Source organism: Novosphingobium sp. SG720 (genome assembly GCF_012275365.1).
Classification (GTDB): Bacteria; Pseudomonadota; Alphaproteobacteria; order Sphingomonadales; family Sphingomonadaceae; genus Novosphingobium; species Novosphingobium rhizosphaerae.
Window position 1 is genome coordinate 1,703,051 of sequence record NZ_JAAZQN010000001.1, and the last position, 21,906, is coordinate 1,724,956.

Below are 21,906 nucleotides of genomic sequence, written 5' to 3' on the forward strand. Positions count from 1 at the left end.
CACGCTGCGTCACACTGCTGCGATGGCCAGCGATCTTCCCACCACGCCGCCGCCTGGCGCCGCCGCAGATTGGACCGTTCCGCAGGATTGGGCGAGCTACACCGCCGCCGACCATGCCACGTGGGACACCCTGTTTGCGCGGCAGGTGCAGATGTTGCACGATCGTGCCGCACCCGAATTCCTTGCCGGCGTGGACATGCTGCGGTTGTCGCGGCCCGGCATTCCCGATTTTGCCGAACTTTCCGACAGGCTTCATCGCGCCACCGGCTGGCAAGTGGTCGCCGTGCCCGGCCTGGTGCCCGATGCGGTGTTCTTCGATCACCTGGCCAACCGGCGGTTCGTGGCGGGGCGATTCATCCGGCGCCCCGACCAGTTGGACTATCTTTCCGAACCCGACGTGTTTCATGACGTGTTCGGCCATGTCCCGCTGCTCGCCGATCCGGTTTTTGCAGATTACATGCAGGCTTACGGCGAAGGCGGCCTGCGCGCGCAGGGGATGGACGCGCTCACCAACCTCGCGCGGCTGTACTGGTATACCGTGGAGTTCGGCCTGGTGCACACGCCCCAAGGCTTGCGCATCTATGGCGCGGGCATCGTATCGTCCCATGGCGAAAGCCTGTTCGCGCTGGACGATCCCTCGCCCAATCGCCTCGGCTTCGACCTGGCGCGCTTGCTGCGCACCGACTATCGCATCGATGCCTATCAGCAGAGCTATTTCGTGATCGACAGCTTTGCCCAATTGCTCGACCAGACGCGCAACACCGACTTCGCCCCGCTCTATGCCGCTGCGGCCGGTGCGCCGGTGCTTGCCCCCGAGACAGTGATCCCGCAGGATCGCGTGTGGCACCGTGGCACCCAAGCCTACGCCCGGCAAAACCGCACGACGGCCCAGCCGCAACCTGCCGTTTGAGGAATCTGCATGCCCCCCGCCCGAACCATCGCCGCGCTGACCGAGCCCGAACTGGCGCAGGCCCTGGCGCTCCTGCCGCAATGGCGGCATGACCCTGCGCGCGCCGCGCTGCATCGGCAGATCGTCCTTACTGATTTTCCGGCCGCCATGGCGTTCATGGTGCAAGCGGGCTTTGCCGCAGAGCGGATGGACCATCACCCTGAGTGGTCCAATGTGTACAACCGTATCGACATCTGGCTGACCACGCACGACGCTGGCGGCATCAGTTCGCGCGATGTGGCGCTGGCGCAGGTGATCGACAGCCTGGCCTGACAATCTGCCCCAGGACCAAAGACCGCGCCCTCCGGAGTGATCCGGAGGGCTTTTTTTTGCCTGTGCACGGATGCCTGCAACGAATCGAGATTTCGTTGATCGGCGTCGAACGCACCGCGTTATCGCGCCCTATACCTTTGATTCACAATATGAAATTTCGCTTCATTTCAGAAATGTTCAGAAAGCGTTTGACGCAAACCGCATGAGCGGGCAAATAGATAAAACAAAATTGTTTAATCGTAAGCAAAGCCTACGATCTTCAGGAGAGGAAACTTCGATGCGATCCTTTGCGTCTCGTTCCCGCGTGCTGTGTCACGCGGCATCGGTTATCGCGCTCGCCGCGCCAGCGCTGGCATCGGCACAGTCGACCGATACCGCTGCCACCGCTGACAGCGCTGCCGCCACGCCCGAGGAAGCGATCATCGTCACCGGCATTCGCGCCTCGATCGCCCGCGCGATCGACGTGAAGCGCAACAGCGCCAGCGTGGTGGACGCGATTTCCGCGCAGGACATCGGCAAGCTTCCCGACGTGACGATCTCGGACTCGCTGCAGCGCATTCCGGGCGTGCAGATCCGCCGCGACGCGGGCGAAGGTGCCGGCGTCAACGTGCGCGGCCTGCCCCAGGTCCAGACCCTGCTCAACGGCGAAGCCTATCTGGGCGCCAACTCGATCACCACCACCCAGCCCAATTTCACCGACATCCCCTCGCAGCTGTTTTCAGGCGCGAACGTGATCAAGTCGCCCACGGGCTCGCTGATCGCGTCGGGCATCAGCGGCACGATCGATCTGCTCACGCGCCGCCCGTTCGATTTCAAGCAAGGCCTTTCGGGCGCCGCTGCTGTCGAAGGCTCCTATGGCGACAAGGCCAAGAAGTGGAATCCCTCGGTCAACGGCCTGCTCGCCTGGCGCGGCGATGACGTCGGCTTCCTGGTTTCGGCATCGTACTCCAAGGTTGACCTCTCGAACTCCTATTCGGGCATCCAGCGCGACTACGGCGGCCGCCTCGCCAATGAATCGATCGGCGACGCCACGAGCTATGGCGGCTTCCGCTTCGACGATCCCACGCGCGGTACGTCGATCCTGTCGGGCGGCAACGTCACCGGCGTGGACGTGAACGGCGATGGCGACGCCAACGACACCTATTTCTCGCCCCAGGCGCACACGGGCTGGAACCGCATCACCTCGCGCGAACGCTTTGGCCTCAACGGTTCGTTCCAGGCACACCTGAACGACAAGCTCGACCTGGTCGCCGACGGGTTCTACACCAAGCAGACCCAGTACGATCGCACCGCCGGCTTCCAGTTCCAGGCGGTGAACTGGCAGGCGGCCGATTTCGTGCCGGGCCATTCGCGCGATACTGGCGTGAAGATCAATGGCTACAACTTCAACGTTGTAGACCAGTACAACTACACGCTGCAGAACTTCGACAGCTATTCCGAAACTGGCCGCACCAAGTCGGACTCGATCAACCTCAACCTGGAACTGCGCTATAACAGCGGGCCGTTCAAGGCGACGTTGCGCGGCCTTTACGGCAAGGCGCACAAGAACTTTGACGACAGCTATTTCCAGTTGAGCCTGTCGAACGGCAAGCAGTGGTTCAACGGCGTGGGCCACTATCCGGCGGCGCTGGGCGGTGATCGCACGTTCAACCCGCTGGGCTATACCTATAACACCCTGCCGGCCACGATCGACTATCGCGGCGACATGCCCAACTTCAACCTGCCGAGCGCGCTGGCGAGCAACCTGTCCAACCAGGCGGCCTATGGCTTCAAGACCACGTCTTCGGAAAACAACTACCGCTCCAATTCCGACCTCAAGGTCGCGCGCTTCGACGCCAGCTATGAGTTCTCGCCCGATATCTCGTTCGATTTCGGCGCGCGCTATGGCGAACGCGGGGCGGAAGCCTATTACTTCGATCGCGCGGCCCCGCTTTACGGCGGCCAGGGTGCGTCCGACGCGAACGGCTGCTATGTGAAGTGGAAGGCGTTCGACGTCCAGATGAACAACAGTGGCTGTTCGGCGGGCGATGCCAACGGGTTCTACACCGCTGGTCTGACGCGCCTGGGCAATGACGCGACGATTTCCAAGTACCTCAAGAAGTACAACGTGCCCGTGGGCGGCGTCGGCTCGTTCTACGCGCTCGATCCGCACGCGATGGACGATGCCCTCTCGTTCCAGAACAGCTTCTATCCCGGCAACAAGGAATTCGTCATTCCGGGCCGGTCGTACTCGATCAACCTGCACCAGAAGTCTGCCTATGGGCAGCTCAACTGGAACACCGAGATCGGTGGCATGGCGCTGCGCGGCAACGCCGGCCTGCGCGTGATCAACACCACGTTCAACGTGCGCCAGAACATCTCGGGCCCGGGCCAGCCCTATGGCCTCCCGGCCAGCGACGTGGGTGACATCTATACCCACCGCTCGTTCACCGACTGGCTGCCGGCGCTCAACGCCTCGCTCGACGTGACCGAAAAGTTCCGCGTGCGCGCCGCGTTCTCCAAGAACATGACCCTGCTCGATCTGGCGCAGTGGGGCGGTGGTCTCGACCTGAACTATGCGATCGACACCACGTTCAACCCGCCGATCTTCCGCGTTTCGGGTGGCAATTCCAACGGCAACCCCGCACTCGATCCGTGGCGGTCGACCAACTACGAACTCTCGTTCGAATATTACCTGAACCGCACCAGCCTGGTGAGCTTCGGGCTCTATCGCATGGACATCAAGAGCTTCGTCAAGACTGACACCGTGAAACGGACAGACCTGCCCGATCTCGATGGCGTGGTGCGCAGCACCGTGTTCATCAACTCGCAGGTCCAGGGCACCGGCGGCTATCTCCAGGGCCTGGAAGCGGGCGCCAAGATTGGCTTCGACTTCCTGCCCGGCGCGCTGAGCGGCTTTGGCGTGGACCTGAACTATACGCTGTCGGACTCCAACGCCGGCGGCACCGACCTGACCGGCAAGAAGCTGCCGTTCCAGGACAATTCCAAGCACCAGGTCAACGCCGCACTGTGGTTCGAAAAGTATGGTCTCCAGGCCCGCGTCGCCTGGAACTATCGATCGGCCCGCGTCGAACAGACCAACTTTGCCGGTGTCACCGGGCTTACGCTGATGCAGGCGCCGACCAACTATGTCGACGCATCGGTCTCGTATGACTTCAGCAAGCGCCTGACGATCTATGCGCAAGGGTCGAACCTGACCGGCGAACACGAGCGGTACTACCTCTCGTTCCCCGACCAGAAGGCCTTCAACAACATCTATGAACGCCGCTTCCTGATCGGGGCGCGGACCAAGTTCTAATCTGCTTGTCACACGAGGCTTCATAACCGAACCTCCCGACTGACCCGCCGTCCACTTCCTCCCCGGACGGCGGGTCTTTTCGCTTCAAGCCCGTAAGGTGTTGCCATGATCGACATGCCAGCCGCGCAACAAGCCCAGCCAATTCGCCAGATCGTGATCGCGGGCGGCGGCACGGCCGGGTGGATGGCGGCGTGCTATTTCGCCGGGCGTCTGGCGCGCCAGGGCGTGGGCATCACCGTGGTGGAATCGAGCGCGATCGGCACGGTGGGCGTGGGTGAAGCCACGGTGCCGGGCATACGCGACTATTTCCGCGCGATCGGCGTTTCGGAAATCGACGTGCTGCGCGCCACCGGTGGCACGGTCAAACTAGGCATCGAATTCCAGGATTGGGCGCACCCCGGCCACCGCTTCTTCCATCCGTTCGGCTTGTACGGCATGCCTTCGCGCGGTGTTCCGTTCCATCAATACTGGCTCAAGCTGCACCATGCCGGCCAGGGCCATGACCTTGGCGAATACAGCCTGTGCACCCAGATGGCGGCGCGCGGCGCGTTCATGCTGCCGCCCGAAAAGCCGGTCAACGATCTGGCGGTGTTCGACTGGGCGGTGCATTTCGATGCCAGCCGTTTTGCCGCGATGCTGCGCGCCCGCGCCGTGGCCCAAGGCGTTCGGCATATCGACGACGTGATCGTTGACGTGGCGCTCGACGGCGAGAGCGGCCATATCGCCCATCTGGTCACGCAGGATCATGGCACGATCGACGGCGACCTGTTCATCGATTGCACCGGCTTTCGCTCTTTGCTGCTGGGCAAGGCGCTGGGCGTTGAATGGAATGATTGGACGCACCTGCTGCCGTGCGACCGCGCCGTGGCCATTCCCTGTGCGGCCGATACATCGCGCGATTGGCCCTATACCGTCAGCACCGCGCGCGAGGCCGGCTGGCAATGGCGCATTCCGCTGCAGCACCGCGTGGGCAACGGCTATGTCTATTCCAGCGCCATGCTTTCCGACGACGAGGCAACCGCCAAGCTGCTGTCCCGCCTGGAGGGCGAGACGCTGGCCGAGCCCAACCTGATCCGCTTTGGCGCCGGGCACCGCGCGCGTTTCTGGGCGGGCAATTGCGTGGCGATGGGGCTGGCGGCGGGCTTTCTCGAGCCGCTGGAATCGACCAGCATCACCCTGATCCAGACCGCGATCGAGCGGCTGGCCGATTTCTTTCCCGATGCCCATTTCGATCCGGCGCTCGCCGACGAATTCAACCGTGCGACGCGGCTGGAATATGCCCGCATCCGCGATTTCCTGATCCTGCATTACCTGGGCAACCGGCGCCTGGGCGAACCGTTCTGGGACCGCCTGCGCGATGCCGAGGTGCCCGAAATGCTTGCCCACAAGCTGCGCCTGTTCCGCGCGCGCGGGCGGCTGGTGCGCTATGAATGGGAAAGCTTTCTCGATCCCAGTTGGCTGTCGATGTACGCCGGCTTCGATTGGCTGCCCGCCACGCACGATCCGATGGCCGATCACTTTACCGACGAAGAAATTGCGCAAGCGCTGCGCCGCATGCGCGAAACCGTGGCTTCGGCTGCGGCCAGCGCAAGGCCCCATCGCGATTTCATCGCACATATTGCCGCAGGAGAGCCTGTCAGCCCGATTGCGGCCTGACATGGCCCACCGGCGCCCTCCATCTTGTAAAAAGGACGTTTGAGACATGGTTGAAGTGCGCCTTGCCGGAATCGAATTGGGCGGCACCAAGTGCATCGCCAGCCTGGCCAGCGCCGATGGTACTATTCTCGAGCAAGAGACCCTGCCCACCCTGGCACCGGAACAGACCCTGCCACCGCTTGCCGCCCTGCTGGCCAAGTGGCGCAGCGCCGGGCCGCTGGCGGCAATCGGCGTGGCTTCGTTCGGGCCGGTCGAACTTGATCCCGCAGCGCCCAACCACGGGCATGTCACCAGCACGTCAAAACCGGGTTGGCGCGACACCGACGTGCTGGGCGCACTGCGCGCCGGGCACGATGGCCCCTGGGGTTTCGATACCGATGTAAACGCGGCCGCCGTGGCCGAAGGCCGCTGGGGCGCCGCGCAAGGGCTGGCCGACTATGCCTATGTCACCGTGGGCACCGGGGTGGGCGTGGGGCTGATCGTCAACGGCCTGCCCACGCGCGGCCTGGCGCATTGCGAACTGGGCCACATTCGCGTGGCACGGCGCAGCGGCGATGCCTGGCCGGGCGCATGCCCCTATCACGGCGATTGCGTGGAAGGGCTGGCATCGGGCCCGGCGATCAAGGCCCGGCTGGGCGAGCGCGCGATCCACGCCATCGCATCCGATGATCCGGTGTGGGACGAAGTGGCCCACCCCCTGGCGCAAATGTGCCACACGATGCTGTTGACCACGGCGCCGCGTCGCATCCTGTTCGGTGGTGGCGTGATCCAGGGACAGCCGCAATTGATCGGCATGATCCATGCGGCCCTGCGCGAAAGCGTGGCAGGATACATGACGGTGCCGGAAGCTGCAGATTTCTGCTGCGCACCGGGCCTGGGCGACAAGGCCGGGCCACTTGGCCCTGTGGCACTGGCGCTGGCAGCGCTCGACCATCATGCCCAGGCAGGAGCGCGGGTGGCAGCGTGACTCTGCCGGCAGGTATCGCCCGGGCCGGCGCGTCAATCCGCCGCGTCGGCCGTCCACAGCACCCGCGCGGCGGGCAGCAGGAAATGGCTGAACGGCAGGATCGCCGCGCCGACCGCCGGAGCATCTTCGGCCAGAAGCGCGCGTTGCACCGGAGACAGCACGGGAACATGCCGTCCGCGCTGTTGCAGCAAATGGTTGAGCCGATCGGCCAAGGCATCGACCCATCGCGCCGGCAGGCGGCCACCCACGAAAACCGCGGCCGGATTGATCAGGCAATTCACCGCGATCAGCGGATCGCACAGTTCTTCGGCGGCGCTTTCCACCCAGGCGGTCATCGGCACATCGAGCCGCGGATCGTCAGGATTGCCGCGCAGGTCGCTTACCGCAAGGCCGGCGGCATCAAGCGCCCGGCGGACGCCGGAAAGCGAGACGGTATCCTGCACCTGGTGCGGGGCCTGGCCTTCTGCCCGCGCCAGCAGGAAACCGATTTCACCGCTACGCCCGTTGGCACCGCGGAAATAGGCCCCATCCACGACCAGGCCACCGCCCAGGCCCGACGACACCAGGATGTAGAAGAAGCTGGAACAGGTTTGCCCATGGCCGAGTTGCTGTTCGCCCATGGCAGCGGCCGCCGCATCGTTTTCCACGAAGATCGGCAGATCGAACGGCCCCTGGAAAACCGCAGCGAGGTCAGTCGTTTCCCAGCAGGCGAAATCGGCGGGGCGGCCGGGCAGATCGACCAGGCCGAAATCGTCGGGCTTGGCCACGCCGACGCCCACCAGGCGCTTTGGATCGACGCCAGCCTCATCCAGCAAGCGGTGGATCGATCCACAATAGAGCGCGCGCACATCGGCGGGCATGGGAAAGGCGATATCCTGCGTCACGCCGGCAACCACGGCCCCGGTGAAATCCACCAGAACGAGCGTGATATGATCACGATCGATATTGACGCCGATGGCATAGCAAGCGGTGCGGTTGATAACCAGGCGCGTGGCCGGCTGTCCGCGACCGCCGCGCCGCTGGCCAGCGTCTTCGATCAGGCCGTCTGCCATCAGGCGCTTGGTGATGTTGGCGATGGCCGGGGGCGTCAGCCCGGTGATCCGCGCCAGATCGATGCGCGTGAGCGGGCCGTTGACGCGGATGGCGTGCAGCGTGACGCGCTGGTTGTGATCGGCAGCCCGTTCGAGATTGGTGCCGGACAAGCGGATTTGATCGCCCGCCATTACGCCCGGCCCTGCCGCAAGGCTGCCATCCGGGGCGGTTTCAACCTGATCATCGTGCCTCGATCCCATTTCCGTCTAATGCCACGCGCCGCCCGCGACACAACGTAGAAACGTACGCCCACGTGCCAAAATCGCGCCAGCTGGTCTTATTCTGGTCATTACTGGCATAGCCCGGCGCAGAAAACCAAAAAATTATTTCAACTTTCTTTAATTAAGGATGCCTAGAATGGTCCGTTCCCTGCTCCAACCCGGTCGGCACCTGCCCAACCGCCAGCGGCCGCTTCGCGCGAACCGTATCGGCACGCACACCGCCGTGGCCGCCCTCGCCCTGGCTCTCATGGTCGGCACCGGCACACCTGCCGCCGCGCAGGCGGCGCCTGCTGCCCCAACCGACGCGGCGGCCAAGGCGCATCCCGATCTCTGGCCGCGCGCGCAATGGCCCTGGCGCGCCGACCCAGCCATGGAACGCCGCATCGCTGCCCTGGTCAAGCGGATGACCTTGGAAGAAAAAGTCGGGCAGATCCTCCAGGCCGACCTTTCGACCGTCACGCCCGAAGACGTGCACCGTTATCATCTGGGCTCGGTGCTCAACGGCGGAAATGCCGGGCCGGGCGGCAACGATTATGCCCCGGCGCCGGAATGGCTCAAGCTGGCCGACGCATTCTACGATGCCTCGGTTGACAAGCGTGACGGCGGCGTGGCCATCCCCGTGATGTGGGGCACCGATGCCGTGCACGGGCACAGCAACATCGTGGGCGCCACGCTGTTTCCGCACAATTCCGCACTGGGTGCCACGCATGACCCGGCGCTGTTGCAGAAGATCGCCGCCGTGACGGCCGCCGAAGTGCGCGTGACGGGCATCGACTGGACCTTTGCCCCCACGATCACCGTGCCGCAGGATACCCGCTGGGGCCGCGCCTATGAAGGCTATTCCGAAGATCCGGCACTGGTGGCCAGCTATGCCCGGCCTTTCATCGAAGGGCTTCAGGGCAAGCCCAATTCCGGGCCAGTGCTGGCCGGGCCGCACGTGATTGCCACCGCCAAGCACTTCCTGGCCGATGGCGGCACGTTCGAGGGGCGCGACCAGGGCGATGCGGTGATCGACGAAGCCACGCTGATCAAGGTGCACGCCACGCCCTATGTCAGCGCGATCGATGCCGGTGTCCTGTCGGTCATGGCCAGCTTTTCAAGCTGGCACGGCGTGAAGATGACCGGCAACAAGAGCCTGCTGACCGATGTGCTGAAAAAGCGGATGGGCTTTGCCGGGCTGGTGGTGAGCGACTGGAACGCGCACGGCCAGGTGGCTGGTTGCAGCAACGCCTCTTGCCCGCAGGCGGTGAACGCCGGGATCGACCTGTTGATGGCGCCCGACAGTTGGAAGGCGCTGTATCACAGCCTGATCGCCCAGGTGCGGGACGGCATCGTGCCGACGGCTAGGCTGGACGAAGCGGTGGGTGCGGTGCTGCGCGTAAAAATGCGCGCCGGCCTGTTCGAGGCGGGGCGCCCCTCTTCCCGTCCGCTGGCCGGGCAGTTCGATCTACTGGGCAGCGCCGCCCACCGCGCGGTTGCGCGCCAGGCCGTGCAGGAATCGCTGGTCCTGCTCAAGAACCAGGGCGGCCTGCTGCCGCTTTCGCCCAAGTCCCGCATCTTGGTGGCCGGAGACGGCGCCGACGACATTGCCCGTCAATCGGGCGGATGGACGCTGTCCTGGCAAGGCACCGGGCTTGATCCCAAGCTGTTTCCCGGCGCCACCACGCTTTGGCAAGGAATCGATGCAGCGGTGCGCACGGCCGGTGGCACGGCCACGCTTTCGCCCGATGGCAGCTTTGCCGGGCCAAAGCCGGATGCGGCGATCGTGATCTTTGGCGAAACGCCCTATGCCGAATTCCAGGGCGACGTGCGCAGCCTGCAACTGAAGCCGGACCAGCGTGCCCCGTTGGAAACCATGCGCAAGTTGAAGGCGGCCGGCGTGCCGGTGGTGGCCGTGATGCTGACCGGGCGGCCGCTCTATGCCAATCCGTTCCTCAACACGGCCGATGCCTTTGTGGTGGCGTGGTTGCCCGGCTCGGAAGGCGCGGGCCTCGCCGATGGACTGCTGCGCAAGGCCGATGGCAGCGTGGCTCACGATTTCACGGGGCGCCTGCCGTTCCGCTGGCCGATGACGGCGGTGCCCGGCGGCCCCACGCTCTATCCCCTCGGCCATGGCCTTTCGCTCAAGACGCCGGTGGCAGCATGGGCGCCGCTGCCCGAACAATCGGGCGTGGACGACAGCGCGGGCAGCACCACCGAATATTTCCAGAAAGGCGTGCCGACGCCGGGCTGGTCGTTGGAAATCCAGAACCCGGCCAGCGGCGGGATCACCCGGATCACCAGCGTGCCGGCCAACGTGGCCGATAGCGGTGTGGCGATCACCGCCACCGATTACCAGGTGCAGGAAGGCGCGCGCACTTTTGCCTTTTCCGGCACCAAGGGTGAGGCCGCCCTGGCCTTGACCACCCACGCGCCGGCCGATCTTTCGCGCGAGACCAATGGCGAAATGATGCTGGTGGCCACGATCCGCGTGGACACCAAGCCGACCGCACCGGTGACCCTGGCCATGCGCAGCGGCGCACAGACCGCGCGCCTGCCACTGGGCACGCTGGACATGCTGCCGCACGGCAGCTGGACCACGCTGGGCGTGCCGCTGCAATGCTTGCGCAAGGCCGGCGCCAGCGTCGGCGCGGTGGATGCGCCGCTGATCCTGTCCACGCCCGGCGCCATGACGGTGAGCCTGGCGCGGGTGAAGCTGGGCATGGACGCGCAAGTGCGTCTGGATTGCGCCACGCATTGACGCCAATGGCGGGCGGGACCAGCCGAGGCCCCGCCCGCCCCATCAATCAGTGTGAGAGACGCGTGGCGAGCTCTTCCAAATCGACCCCGCGCGTTTCGGGGAAGAACCGCCAGACCACCACGGCCTGCACCGCCATCGCGACCGCGAAGACCACGAAGGGCAGGCTTTGCGTGAACTGGGCCACCACCGGAAAGGCAAAGCTGATCGCGGCGTTGAGCACCCAGTGCGTGGTGCTGCCAAGCGCCTGGCCGCGTGCCCGCACCGGGGTGGGAAAGATTTCCGACAGATAGACCCAGATGACCGCGCCTTGCGAAAAGGCAAAGGCCGCGATGAACAGCACCAGCAGCGGCAGAAGGAACTGCGCCCCGCTGCCCGTGGCATAGATCGCGGCAACGCCGGCCAGGGCCACCGTGGTGCCGACCGCGCCGGTGAGCAGCAACGGGCGGCGGCCGATGCGATCGATCACGGTCATGGCCACCATCGTGGCGATCAGGTTGGTCAACCCGATGGCAACCGCCTGAAGATCGGCGGAAACCCCGGTGAAGCCGGCAGCGGCGAAAATGTCGTTCAGGTAATAGAGGATGGCGTTGATGCCCGACAACTGGTTGAACGCAGCAATCGCCAAGGCCAGAAGGATCGGCCTGCGGTGGCGCCGCCATTCCAGGCGAGCGTGGCCCTGATCGGCCGAATCTAGCGCCAGCGCTTCAAGCCCCAACTCTTCAAGCCCAAGCCGCTTGGCTGCCGCTTGTGCGGCCTGCGCCCGGCCCTTGGTGGCCAGCCAGCGCGGGCTTTCGGGAATGCCCGGCATCATGGCCACGAAGAATAGCGCCGGAAGCGCGGCAATGCCCAGCTTGGCGCGCCAGGCCAGGTCGGCCGGAAGGGACAGCGCCAGCAGCCAGTTGCTGCAATAGGCGAGCAGGATGCCGGCGACGATATTGAACTGGAACATGGCGACCAGGCGCCCGCGCCGCGCCGCCGCGCTGACTTCGGAAATATAGACCGGCGCCAGCACCGATGATCCGCCGATGGCGAGGCCACCCAGGAAGCGGAACGCCACGAACACGCCCATGCCCCCTGCCAGGGCCGAACCGATCGCCGAGATCAGATAGGCGATGCCAATCCAGATCAGCACGCGGCGGCTGCCCAGGCTATCGCCCAACCGCCCCGCGACGCTGGCCCCCACCAGCGTGCCCCACAGCGCCGAGGAGACGGCGAAGCCCAAGCCCGTTGCCGAAAGTGCGAAATGGTGGCGCAAGGCCTCAGTCACCCCGGAGATCACCGCGGTATCGAAACCGAACAACAAACCGGCAAGGCTGGCGGCCACCGCCGCCTTGAGCGCGGCACCGCGCATGGGCTGGAGCGTCGCTCCCCCTGCGCCAGCACCGCCCTGGACATTTGCGTGCATTGCTCTCTCCCAATGAATAATTCAATTTGACTTATTAATTCGGTTTGCGTCAAAAAGGAACCGTCGATGATGGGATGGCAGGCCGCACGATGCCGCATGCCATACACCGGCGGGCACGCCCGGCCAAGCGGGCGGCTTGCGGATTTGGAGAGGGATTTTCGATGCGTTTTGCCACAAGCCTGCTTGCTGCCACCATCCTGGGCGGAGCAATGGCCCCCGCTGCCATGGCCGCGCCGGTTGCCAACGGCGGCCCGTGGAACGCCGCCGTGCTTCAGGGCGGCATCGGCATTGCCCGTGATGTGCCCGTCGATGCACCGCTGCTGGCCCCGCGCGCGCCGACCGGCTTTGCCGCCTGGGTGCGGCCGCAGGCGAGCCAAGCCGGCAGCGTGGTCTTGCTGGCGTTGGGCGATCCGGCGGGTGCGTGCCGCTGCTTGCTGCTGGTCGATGGCAAGCCGGCGCTGCGCGTTGGCGGCGCCGTGCTGAGCGCGCCGCGCGCGCTGGCGGCGGGCCGCTATGCCCATGTCGCGGCCAGTTGGAACGGCAGCGAGGCGGTGCTCTATGTCGATGGGCAGGAAGTGGCGCGTGGCGCGTTGGCCGATGCCGGCGTCCTGGCGCCCCGCCTGGCACTGGCGCCTGCCCTGCCCGGCAGCCCTCATTTCGGCGGCGATCTGGTCGACGCGCGGATCGAGGATGGCGTCCTGACGGCCCCTGCCGTGCAAGCACTGGTCGCGGCGCGCCCGGATTTCGATCTGGTGCAGATGTGGCATGTGGGCGTGGGTTGGGAATTCCAGAAGACCGCCAACACCGGCTATTGGCGCCAGCAAGACCCATGGACCCTGCCGCAGGGCAAGGGCGGCTTCTCCGCGCCCGTGGCCAAGCCGGCGCCCGCGCTACCTGCCGCGCAACCCGTGGCACCGGGCCTGTGGCGCATCAACGGCTGGCAACTGGCCGGCGCGCCCGATGTGCCGGGCGCCGATGGCGCTGCGCTGTCGCGCCCCGGCAGCCCCAAGGGCACCTGGCGCGCTGCCACCGTGCCGGGCACGGTGCTGACCACACTGGTCGATCGCGGGGTCTATCCCGATCCCTATTACGGCCTCAACAACATGCGCATTCCCGAAAGCCTGGCGCGGCAGGACTGGTGGTATCGCACCAGCTTCACCGTGCCGGCCGAGGCGGCGGGCAAGCGGCTGACGCTGAAATTCAACGGCATCAACTATGCCGCGCAGATCTGGGTGAATGGCCAGCAGGTGGGCCAGACCAAGGGCGCCTTTGCCCGTGGCGCGTTCACCCTGGTGCCGGTGGCCGGCGAAAACGTGATCGCGGTGCGCGTGTCACCGCCGCCGCACCCCGGCATTCCGCACGAACAGTCGATCAAGGCGGGCGTCGGCGAAAACGGCGGGCAACTGGCGATCGACGGCCCCACCTTCGTCGCCACCGAAGGTTGGGACTGGATTCCCGGCATCCGCGACCGCGACACCGGCCTGTGGCAGGACGTGCAGTTGGAAGCCCATGGCGATGTGCGCCTGCTCGACAGCCAGGTGGTGACCGACCTGCCGCTGCCGCGCACCGACAGCGCCGACGTGCTGATCACCGTGCCGCTGCGCAACGATGCCGATGCCCCGCGAACGGTGACGGTGCGCGCCGCGTTCGATGACGTGCGCGTGGAGCGCACCGTGACCCTGGCACCGGGCGAAGGCGAAGTGCGCTTCACCCCCGCCGATTTCCCGCAATTGCGGGTGAAGAACCCTAAGCTGTGGTGGCCCAACGGCTATGGCGAGCAAGCGCTGCACCCATTGCACATCACCGCCGCGGTGGATGGCGCCGTGTCTGACCGGGCGGAAACCCGCTTCGGCATTCGCGAAGTTTCCTACGATCTTTCGCTGATGGACCATGCCGGCGTGCTGCGCCGGGTGAACGTGCAGACCACCGACGGGCGTTTGGCCGGGCAGAAACTGATCGATGTGCGGCATGAGGCGATTCTGGAAACCCCGCGCGGCTGGGTGGAATCGCTGACCGCAGCGGGCGAGACGTCGCCCGCCGTGCAGGCGCTCGGCGCGGCCGATACCCTGCCCGAGCCGCACCTGACGATCCGCGTCAACGGCGTGAAGATCGCCGCGCGCGGCGGCAGCTGGGGCATGGACGATGCGATGAAGCGCGTCTCGCGCGAGCGGCTGGAACCCGCGTTCCGCCTGCACAAGGACGCCCATCTCAACATCGTCCGCAACTGGATGGGCAACAATTCCGAGCCGGAATTCTATGACCTGGCCGACGAATACGGCATGATGGTGCTCAACGATTTCTGGCAATCGACCCAGAATTTCCAGGTGGAACCGCAAGACCCGCAACTGTTCCTGGCCAATGCCGCTGACGTGGTGAAGCGCTATCGCAACCACCCCTCCATCATCATCTGGTTCGGTCGCAACGAAGGCGTGCCCTACCCCGCGCTCAACGAAGGGCTGGACGACCTGCTGTTCAAGCTGGACGGCACGCGCTGGTTCACCGGCAGTTCCAACACGGTGAACCTGCAAGGCTCCGGCCCCTACAACTATCGCCAGCCCGAAGGCTATTTCACCGACCTGGCCACCGGCTTCTCGGTGGAAACCGGCACGCCCAGCCTCGCCACGGCGGCGGCCATCGCGCAATATGTGCCTGAAGCCGATCGCTGGCCGCTGAGCGACACGCTGGCCTATCATGACTGGCATTTCTCGGGGAATGGCGACACCAAGACGTTCATGGAGAGCCTCAATCGCCGGTTCGGTGCCGCGACCAGCTTTACCGATTTCGAGCGCAAGGCGCAGATGATGAACCTGGAAACCCACCAGGCGATGATCGAAGGGTTCCTGGGCCATTTGTGGACCAAGAACAGCGGGCGCCTGTTCTGGATGACCCATCCGGCCTGGACGTCGAACGCCTGGCAGATCTACAGCTCTGACTTTGACACGCACGCCGCCTATTACGGCGCGCAGCGCGCCGCGCGGCCGCTGCATGCCCAGCTCAACCTGCCCGACAATGCGCTGGTGCTGGTCAACACCACGCGCGATGATGTGCGCGGGCTGACAGTCACCAGCACGGTGACCGACCTTGCCGGGAAGGTGCTGTTCTCTCGTCGTGACCGCGCCGATGCGCTGGCCAATCGCGATACCCCGCTCAAGGCCCTGCCGCTCGATGCGATCTTTGCCAAGGTGCCGATGGTCCTCGTCACCCTCAAGGTTGCCGACAAGGCGGGCAAGACGCTGACCGACACGGTCTATTGGCGCGGCAAGGATGAAGATGCCTATCGCGCGCTCAATGCCATGGCGCCTGCGCCGCTGGCGGTGAAAACCACGGCGGCACGCAGTGTGGGGGCTGAGCAGGAAGTGGCCGTGACGCTCACGAACAGCGGCACCACGCCGGCGCTCAACGCGCGCGCCACGCTGGTGGACGCGGCGGGCAAGCGCGTGCTGCCGGCCTATTACAGCGACAACTATGTGGCGGTGATGCCTGGCGAAAGCCGCACGATCACGGTGCGCTGGCCGGCAAGCGCGGGCACGCCCGCAGCGGTGACGCTGGAAGGCTGGAACGTGCCGGCTGCCAGCAGCGGCCTGGCGCAGTGAAGGGGCGGTGTTGGCTGGCAGCGCTGGCGCTGGCCGGCGCGCCGGCACTGGCGGCCCCGCCGCCGGTGGCGCAGAGCCAAAGCGGCCCGCTCGTCGGCACGGCCGATGCCGATGGCGTGCTGCGCTTTCGCGCCGTGCCCTATGCCGCGCCGCCGCTGGCAGCCTTGCGCTGGCAACCGCCGCAGCCCCCCGCCCGGTGGACAAGCCCACGCGACGCCACCCGAGAGGGCGCGTCTTGCCTACAGAACGACTATGGCTGGAACCACGCCGATTATGTGCGCGGCAGCGAGGATTGCCTGACGCTTGACATTGCCACGCCATCGCTGGCTGGAAAGCGCCCGGTGATGGTGTGGATCCACGGCGGCAGCAACCGCGCCGGATCGGCCGGCGGCACGGTCTTGAGCGATCCGCCGCACCAGGGCGCGGTACTGGTGGCGATCCAGTATCGTCTGGGTATCTTCGGTTTCCTGCCGCATCGCGCGCTGGCGGCGGAGCAAGGCGGCAAGGCGGGCAACTATGGCCTGATGGACCAGATTGCCGCGCTGCGCTGGATCAAGGCCAATGTGGCCCGCTTTGGCGGCGATCCCGACCGGATCATGATCTTTGGCGAAAGCGCCGGGGCCGAAGACGTCGGCTACCTGCTGGCCAGCCCGCAGACGCGGGGCCTGTTTGCCGCTGCCGCGCTGCAAAGCGGCACGCCCGGCTTCGGCCTGCCGCCGCGCCCGCTGGATGAAGCGCTGCGCCTGGGCGACCAGCTCGATGCCGTGCTGGGCACCGACGGTAGCGCAGCGCCGTTGCGCGCAGCATCGGCCCACGCCCTGCTCGAGGCGGACAAGGCGCTGCACGACGGCGTGCTGGAAAGCGACGATTTCCTCTGGCTGCGCACCACGATCGACGGCGTTGTGCTGCCCGCCGCGCCCGAAGCGCTGCTGGCCAAGGCATCGCCACGGCCAGTGATCGTGGGATCGAACCGCGCCGAATTCGGCCTGCTTGGCGGGCGACCGCACCGCGATGGCAACGTGGCCCTGGCGTTCGGGCCGAACGAAGCGCAGGCGCGTGCGTTCTATCGCCTGGATGAGGGCGATCCGCCGGAAGACCCGCGCCTGGGCAGCCGTGACTTGCGCATTGCCACCGATATCCTGTTCCGTTGTCCGTCGGGGCGCATGGCCGATCTGCTCGCCGCGCATGGCTGGCCGGTGTGGCGCTATGAGCTGGACCTGGCTCCGGGCGGCGCGCGCAGCTTCCACGGATCGGACATCGGCTATGTTCTGGGCAAGGCCCCCCTGCCCGATGGCAGTTCGTTGCAGGCGCACTGGCTGTCGCTGGCCGCCACGGGGGCGCCGCTGTCCACCTGGCCCGGCTATGCCCCCGCGCGCACCCATCTTGCGATCAGCCCGCAAGGCGTCACCACCGGCCAGGCGCTGGCCGACATTCCCTGCCGTTGGAGCCGCTACCTGTGACCACGCCTGCCAATCGCCGCCATGTTCTGGGCCTGATCGCAACCGCTCCGCTGGGCGTGGCGGCCGCATCGCAAACGGCCAAGGCGGCTGATCTTGCCGCAGCGCCCGCTGCCCTGAGCGATGAAGAACGCCGCCGCCTGACCGATTTTCCCTGGCTGGCGCGCTATGCCGCCGACAATGCCCGCGTGATCGCCTCGGGTACGCGCGTGAACCTGGTGTTCATGGGCGACAGCATCACCCAAGGGTGGCCCGACAAACGCCCGGCGTTCTTTGCGCAAGGGAGCCGCGTGGGGCGTGGCATCGGCGGGCAAACCACCCCGCAGATGGTACTGCGCATGATGGCCGACGTGATCGCCTTGCGCCCCCGTGCCGTCCACATCATGGCCGGCACCAACGACATCGCCGGCAACACAGGCCCGATGACCGCGCAACAGACGCATGACAACCTGGCGGCCATGGCCACGCTGGCTCAGGCCAACGGCATTGCCGTGCTGCTCGGCTCCGTGCCACCGGCCGCCAACTATCCCTGGCGGCCGGGGCTCGACACGGTGACGCCGATCGCGGCTGTCAACCAATGGCTTGCCGCCTATGCGGCGCAACACGGGCACACGTTCGTGGATTACCACACCGCGTTGCAGGATGGCACCGGCGGCATGCGGCCGGGCCTGGCCTACGACGGGGTGCACCCCACCGAAGCCGGCTATGCCACGATGGAGCAGGTGCTGGAGCCGATCCTGGCGGCCAAGGGCCTCAGTTGACGCGGCCTGGGTCGGTCCGCGCGGCCTGCACCGTTTCCTGAATGAAACCCAGCTTGGCCACGATCACCTCGGACAAGTGGAACGGGTAGAGATCGGACTGCCCCATCGCGCGGTTCAACGCGTTCATGGCAAAGGACACCGGTGCCATTTCCGTGGCGAGCGCGGCTGCATCGGCGCGATAGGGATCGAACTCCACCGCCACCTGGCCATCGCCGTCGTGCCCGCCAAAGGCCGTGAGCGACAGGTCGAAACCGCGCGCCGTGGCCAGCACGTCCACGATGTGGAGGTAGTGCGCGAAGGTTTCGGCAAAATCCTCCCACGGGTGGCTGGTGGCATAGACGCTGACGAAATCCTCGGTCCAGGGCTGCGCACCGCCGTTGTAATGCGCGGCCAGGGCGGCGGCATAATCGATGCGCTCGTCCCCGAACAGCGCGCGGAACCGCGCCAGACGGTCGGGATCGATCGCCACCAGGCGTGACCAGAAGTGATGGCCCACCTCGTGCCGGAAATGGCCCAGCAGCGTGCGATAGGGCTCACCCATGTCGAGCCGCACCCGCTCGCGATGGGCGTCGTCAGCTTCGGCCACGTCCAGCGTGATCAGGCCTTCGTCGTGCCCGGTGATGATCTTCTTTTCACCGCCCCCAACCGCGTCGGGATCGTACAGAAAATCGAACGCCAGGCCCTGGACGCTGTCGGTCTCCTCCGCCTTGGTTTCCAGCGGCAGACCCAGGCGGATCAAGGTGTGGAACAGGCGCCGCTTGGCTTCCTCCACCCGCGCCCAAAGCGGCGGCACCGCCGGATCGGCCAGATCGGGGATGGTGCGATTGTGGCGGCAGGCCCGGCACATCCCGTCGTCCACATCGGGCGTGGTCAGCCAGTTGCAGATGCCGAAATCGTTGTTGTTGGCGCAGACCACCAGGTCCGCAGCATCGCCATGGCGATCGCGCCAGGTGGTGCCATTGTCGGCAAGATAGCGAAACCGATCGATGGCCGGATCATAGCCCAGCGTTGCCGTGCAATCGGGGCAGACCCGAACTTCGAAATGATTGAGGCGCAGGCAATTGGGGCAGGCAAAGGGACGCATCGGGACGGCTCCGGCTGGGAAAGGCGGCAGGGTGGGCGGCCAAGGCAGTTGGCGTGGGTGACTACGCCGCGTGCGCTATCCTGTTCCTATCCAGATAGTACCATTGCCGGGGCGTTGCGCGGTTGCAGCACCGATCGCGATTGGGCACAAGCCCGTACGCCATGAAGAAAAAGCGCCGCTACCTTACCGCCACCATGCCCGATGGCTATGTCAAGACCATCGGGCCGACGACCGATACCTTTACCCATTACTGGCGCATCGTGGCCCAACTGGAAAACGGCAAGACCGAGGTGTTCTGGGGCCACACCCGCTCTTTGGCGGAGGCGCGGCGCAAGGAAGCCCCCGCGCGCGAGGCTGCGCGCATGCGCGGCTGGCAAAGCCACGTCTTTGAGATTGCCGAACTCGTCGAAACGCCGGGCTGAATGCATGCCAGGGGCAACAACCGCTGACCCTGGCATGCCAATTGTTACTTGAGGACGGCTTCTCGCAGGAGCGTGGTGGAGAGGATCGTGCGGATCGACGCGCGCGAGGCCTGGCCCTGGTTTGCCTGGGCGATCGAACCGAAGATTTTCTTTTGCAGGGCATAACCATCGGCCACGGAGCGATCGAAGGCCGCCATGTTGGCATATTCCACCGCCAGGATCACGTCGCCCTCGCCTTTGCGCGGCGCGCCGACCAGCAGGACCTTGTAGCTCTTGATCACCCCCGCTTTCTTGAGGGCTTCTTCCTGGGCTTTCCATTCGGTATCGAGCCACTGCAGGTAATCGTCGAAATGGCCATCGGTGGTGGCAATTTCGGAATATTCCCACACAGTTCCGTTTTCGAACACGGGCGCCTCGGGATCGGTGGCGGCAAGTGCAGGCGTGGTGGACAAGGCCAATCCGGCGGCGGCGACGAGAACAGTGCGCATCGAAAATCCCCCCATCAAAGCATGTGACAATATCCGCGCCGATCACAAGGCATGTTGCGATCAAGGCCATCGTCGACAACTGCGGACCTGCAGAAAATTGACCGAGGGATTGGCCGTTCACAACTGAAAAAATTTGATCTGCGCGCTGTGACAATGTAATCGTTTCACCTGGGGACGAAGGCCGGGCGACCGGCCAACGATCCGATCCCGATGCCGGCGCGCTCCACCGGCGCATGATTGGCATCGGGCATCGGTTGTGATGGGGGGACAGGCCATCGACACCATGAACTGGCCGCCGGCCTGGCGGGCCGTGCTGGCGCATCCGGCGTTCGACAGCGCCGGTCGGCAACTGGTTGGCAACATGCTGCTCGTTTGCGAGGAAGACGAGCGGATGGGCGCGGTGTGCAAGGACGCCGGCCGCTATCTTTGCGCGATGTATGCGATGCATCTCGATCCGCGCGGGGGCATCACGCAATCCGCGCTCAAGGCCATTTGCGCCGCATCGGGCTTTCTCAGCGCGGGGCGCGCACGGTCTTTGCTCGCGTTCCTGCAACATCTCGATTTCCTGCGCGCCGCCACGCCGGGCGCCCGGCCTATGCGCTATCACCCCACGCCGCGGTTCCTGGCTGCGTGGCGGCGCCATCTGGAACTGGCGCTGCGCGCGGCCGCCTTGCTGGCGCCGGAACTCGATGGCCTGGCAACCCAGTTGACCGACGACACGCTTTTCCGCCGTTTTCTCGACGTGCAGATCACCCGGCTGCACCAGGCCGCGCTCGGCCCAGATCCGGCGCCGTTGGTGCGCGGCTTGTTCCTGCATCCGTATGCCGGCTCGCAACTGCTGTGGGCGCTATCGGGGCATGGGCAGGGCGACGCCCCGTTTCCCCCGCGCGAGCCGGTGCCGATCGTCTTGAGCCACCTCGCCAAGCGCTTTGGCGTCACCCATGTTCACTTGCGCGGTCTTTTGCGCCAAGCCCATGCGCAGGGCATGATGGTCCGGATCGACCGTGGCCGGGTGGAGTGGTCCGCGCCGGGACGCGCCATGGTTCGCGCGCATTTCGCCGCGCAACTGGCCGAATTGATCGACGCGGGTCGCGCGGTTCTACCACCCGCGCCCGGCACCACCACCGCCAGTCATTTGCTGGAACCCACCGGCTAGGGCGACAACCAAGCCGCCAAGACCAATCGCAACCTGTTTGGATGTTGTTGTGGGGCGTTAGCTCCGAAATTGACATTCCTTTACAGGCCAAGGCGCGGGCGATGTGCGAAGGGGAAGCATATTCGCTTCGGGACTTGGCTCGTGACCACAAACGCCCACCATCAGCACTGGCAGCACCCGCATTGGCGCATGGCGCCTGACATGCCTCTCGGTCGTGACCGTGGCTATAAGATGGCGTTTATCGTGTGCATCAACAGCGCGCTGTGGGTCGCGATGCTCGCAACGGCCTGGTTCCTCACCCACGGTTGAAGCGCCAGCGCGGAAGCAGCGCCCCCCTCTGTGAG

The 21,906-nt window shown here is 65.8% G+C and carries 15 protein-coding genes; 11 read left to right on the top strand and 4 right to left on the bottom strand.

The features are described 5' to 3' along the window. Positions 1-22: 22 nt before the first annotated feature. The 5 genes from phhA (at position 23) to FHW94_RS07710 (ending at position 7,143) form a co-directional block, all read left to right on the top strand. Positions 23-910 carry a phenylalanine 4-monooxygenase gene (gene phhA / locus FHW94_RS07690; RefSeq protein ID WP_168555065.1) on the top strand — a complete coding sequence of 296 codons (888 nt, stop codon included), beginning with the start codon at positions 23-25 and terminating at the stop codon, positions 908-910. Positions 911-919: 9 nt separating this feature from the next. Next, a complete protein-coding gene (locus FHW94_RS07695; RefSeq protein WP_168555066.1) occupies positions 920-1,222 on the top strand; it encodes a 4a-hydroxytetrahydrobiopterin dehydratase in 303 nt (100 codons plus the stop codon). A gap of 277 nt (positions 1,223-1,499) precedes the next feature. Then, the gene (locus tag FHW94_RS07700; RefSeq protein WP_168555067.1) at positions 1,500-4,520 is read left to right on the top strand and encodes a TonB-dependent receptor; all 3,021 of its coding nucleotides are present in this window, start codon (positions 1,500-1,502) and stop codon (positions 4,518-4,520) included. 105 nt (positions 4,521-4,625) lie between these two features. Then, positions 4,626-6,176, top strand: coding sequence for a tryptophan halogenase family protein (locus tag FHW94_RS07705; protein ID WP_246865921.1), 1,551 nt, complete (start codon positions 4,626-4,628; stop codon positions 6,174-6,176). A gap of 46 nt (positions 6,177-6,222) precedes the next feature. Further along, positions 6,223-7,143 (top strand): ROK family protein, encoded by a 921-nt coding sequence (locus FHW94_RS07710; RefSeq protein WP_168555068.1) that lies wholly within the window; start codon positions 6,223-6,225, stop codon positions 7,141-7,143. Between the two features lie 32 nt (positions 7,144-7,175). Here the strand turns inward: FHW94_RS07710 and FHW94_RS07715 are convergent, their stop codons facing one another. Beyond that, entirely contained in the window at positions 7,176-8,366 is a 1,191-nt protein-coding gene (locus FHW94_RS07715; protein ID WP_210425473.1) for an ROK family transcriptional regulator, read from the bottom strand. A 226-nt stretch (positions 8,367-8,592) separates the two neighbouring features. Between FHW94_RS07715 and FHW94_RS07720 the strand changes: the two genes are divergently transcribed. Then, the gene (locus FHW94_RS07720) at positions 8,593-11,196 is read left to right on the top strand and encodes a glycoside hydrolase family 3 protein (RefSeq protein ID WP_246865922.1); all 2,604 of its coding nucleotides are present in this window, start codon (positions 8,593-8,595) and stop codon (positions 11,194-11,196) included. Between the two features lie 46 nt (positions 11,197-11,242). Here the strand turns inward: FHW94_RS07720 and FHW94_RS07725 are convergent, their stop codons facing one another. Then, positions 11,243-12,601 carry a sugar porter family MFS transporter gene (locus FHW94_RS07725; RefSeq protein ID WP_349237457.1) on the bottom strand — a complete coding sequence of 453 codons (1,359 nt, stop codon included), beginning with the start codon at positions 12,599-12,601 and terminating at the stop codon, positions 11,243-11,245. A gap of 161 nt (positions 12,602-12,762) precedes the next feature. On the opposite strand from FHW94_RS07725, the gene FHW94_RS07730 reads away from it, so the two are divergent. The 3 genes from FHW94_RS07730 to FHW94_RS07740 are packed head-to-tail and all read left to right on the top strand — an operon-like array spanning position 12,763 to position 18,412. Then, a complete protein-coding gene (locus FHW94_RS07730; protein WP_168555070.1) occupies positions 12,763-16,194 on the top strand; it encodes a LamG-like jellyroll fold domain-containing protein in 3,432 nt (1,143 codons plus the stop codon). Continuing rightward, complete coding sequence (locus FHW94_RS07735) at positions 16,191-17,654, top strand: carboxylesterase family protein (RefSeq protein WP_168555071.1); 1,464 nt, start codon at positions 16,191-16,193, stop codon at positions 17,652-17,654. Before FHW94_RS07730 ends, FHW94_RS07735 begins: the two co-directional genes overlap by 4 nt. Beyond that, the gene (locus FHW94_RS07740; RefSeq protein WP_349237458.1) at positions 17,651-18,412 is read left to right on the top strand and encodes a GDSL-type esterase/lipase family protein; all 762 of its coding nucleotides are present in this window, start codon (positions 17,651-17,653) and stop codon (positions 18,410-18,412) included. Before FHW94_RS07735 ends, FHW94_RS07740 begins: the two co-directional genes overlap by 4 nt. On the opposite strand, the gene FHW94_RS07745 is transcribed toward FHW94_RS07740, so the two are convergent. Beyond that, positions 18,405-19,496 carry a putative zinc-binding metallopeptidase gene (locus FHW94_RS07745; protein ID WP_168555072.1) on the bottom strand — a complete coding sequence of 364 codons (1,092 nt, stop codon included), beginning with the start codon at positions 19,494-19,496 and terminating at the stop codon, positions 18,405-18,407. The two genes, FHW94_RS07740 and FHW94_RS07745, sit on opposite strands and share 8 nt — an antisense overlap. Before the next feature lie 161 nt (positions 19,497-19,657). Here FHW94_RS07745 and FHW94_RS07750 point away from each other — a divergent pair, with 161 nt between their 5' ends. Then, the gene (locus FHW94_RS07750; protein WP_168555073.1) at positions 19,658-19,918 is read left to right on the top strand and encodes a hypothetical protein; all 261 of its coding nucleotides are present in this window, start codon (positions 19,658-19,660) and stop codon (positions 19,916-19,918) included. Positions 19,919-19,962: 44 nt separating this feature from the next. Here the strand turns inward: FHW94_RS07750 and FHW94_RS07755 are convergent, their stop codons facing one another. Continuing rightward, entirely contained in the window at positions 19,963-20,406 is a 444-nt protein-coding gene (locus FHW94_RS07755; protein WP_168555074.1) for a hypothetical protein, read from the bottom strand. A 283-nt stretch (positions 20,407-20,689) separates the two neighbouring features. Between FHW94_RS07755 and FHW94_RS07760 the strand changes: the two genes are divergently transcribed. Beyond that, positions 20,690-21,562 carry a hypothetical protein gene (locus FHW94_RS07760; RefSeq protein WP_210425474.1) on the top strand — a complete coding sequence of 291 codons (873 nt, stop codon included), beginning with the start codon at positions 20,690-20,692 and terminating at the stop codon, positions 21,560-21,562. Positions 21,563-21,906 lie beyond the last annotated feature (344 nt).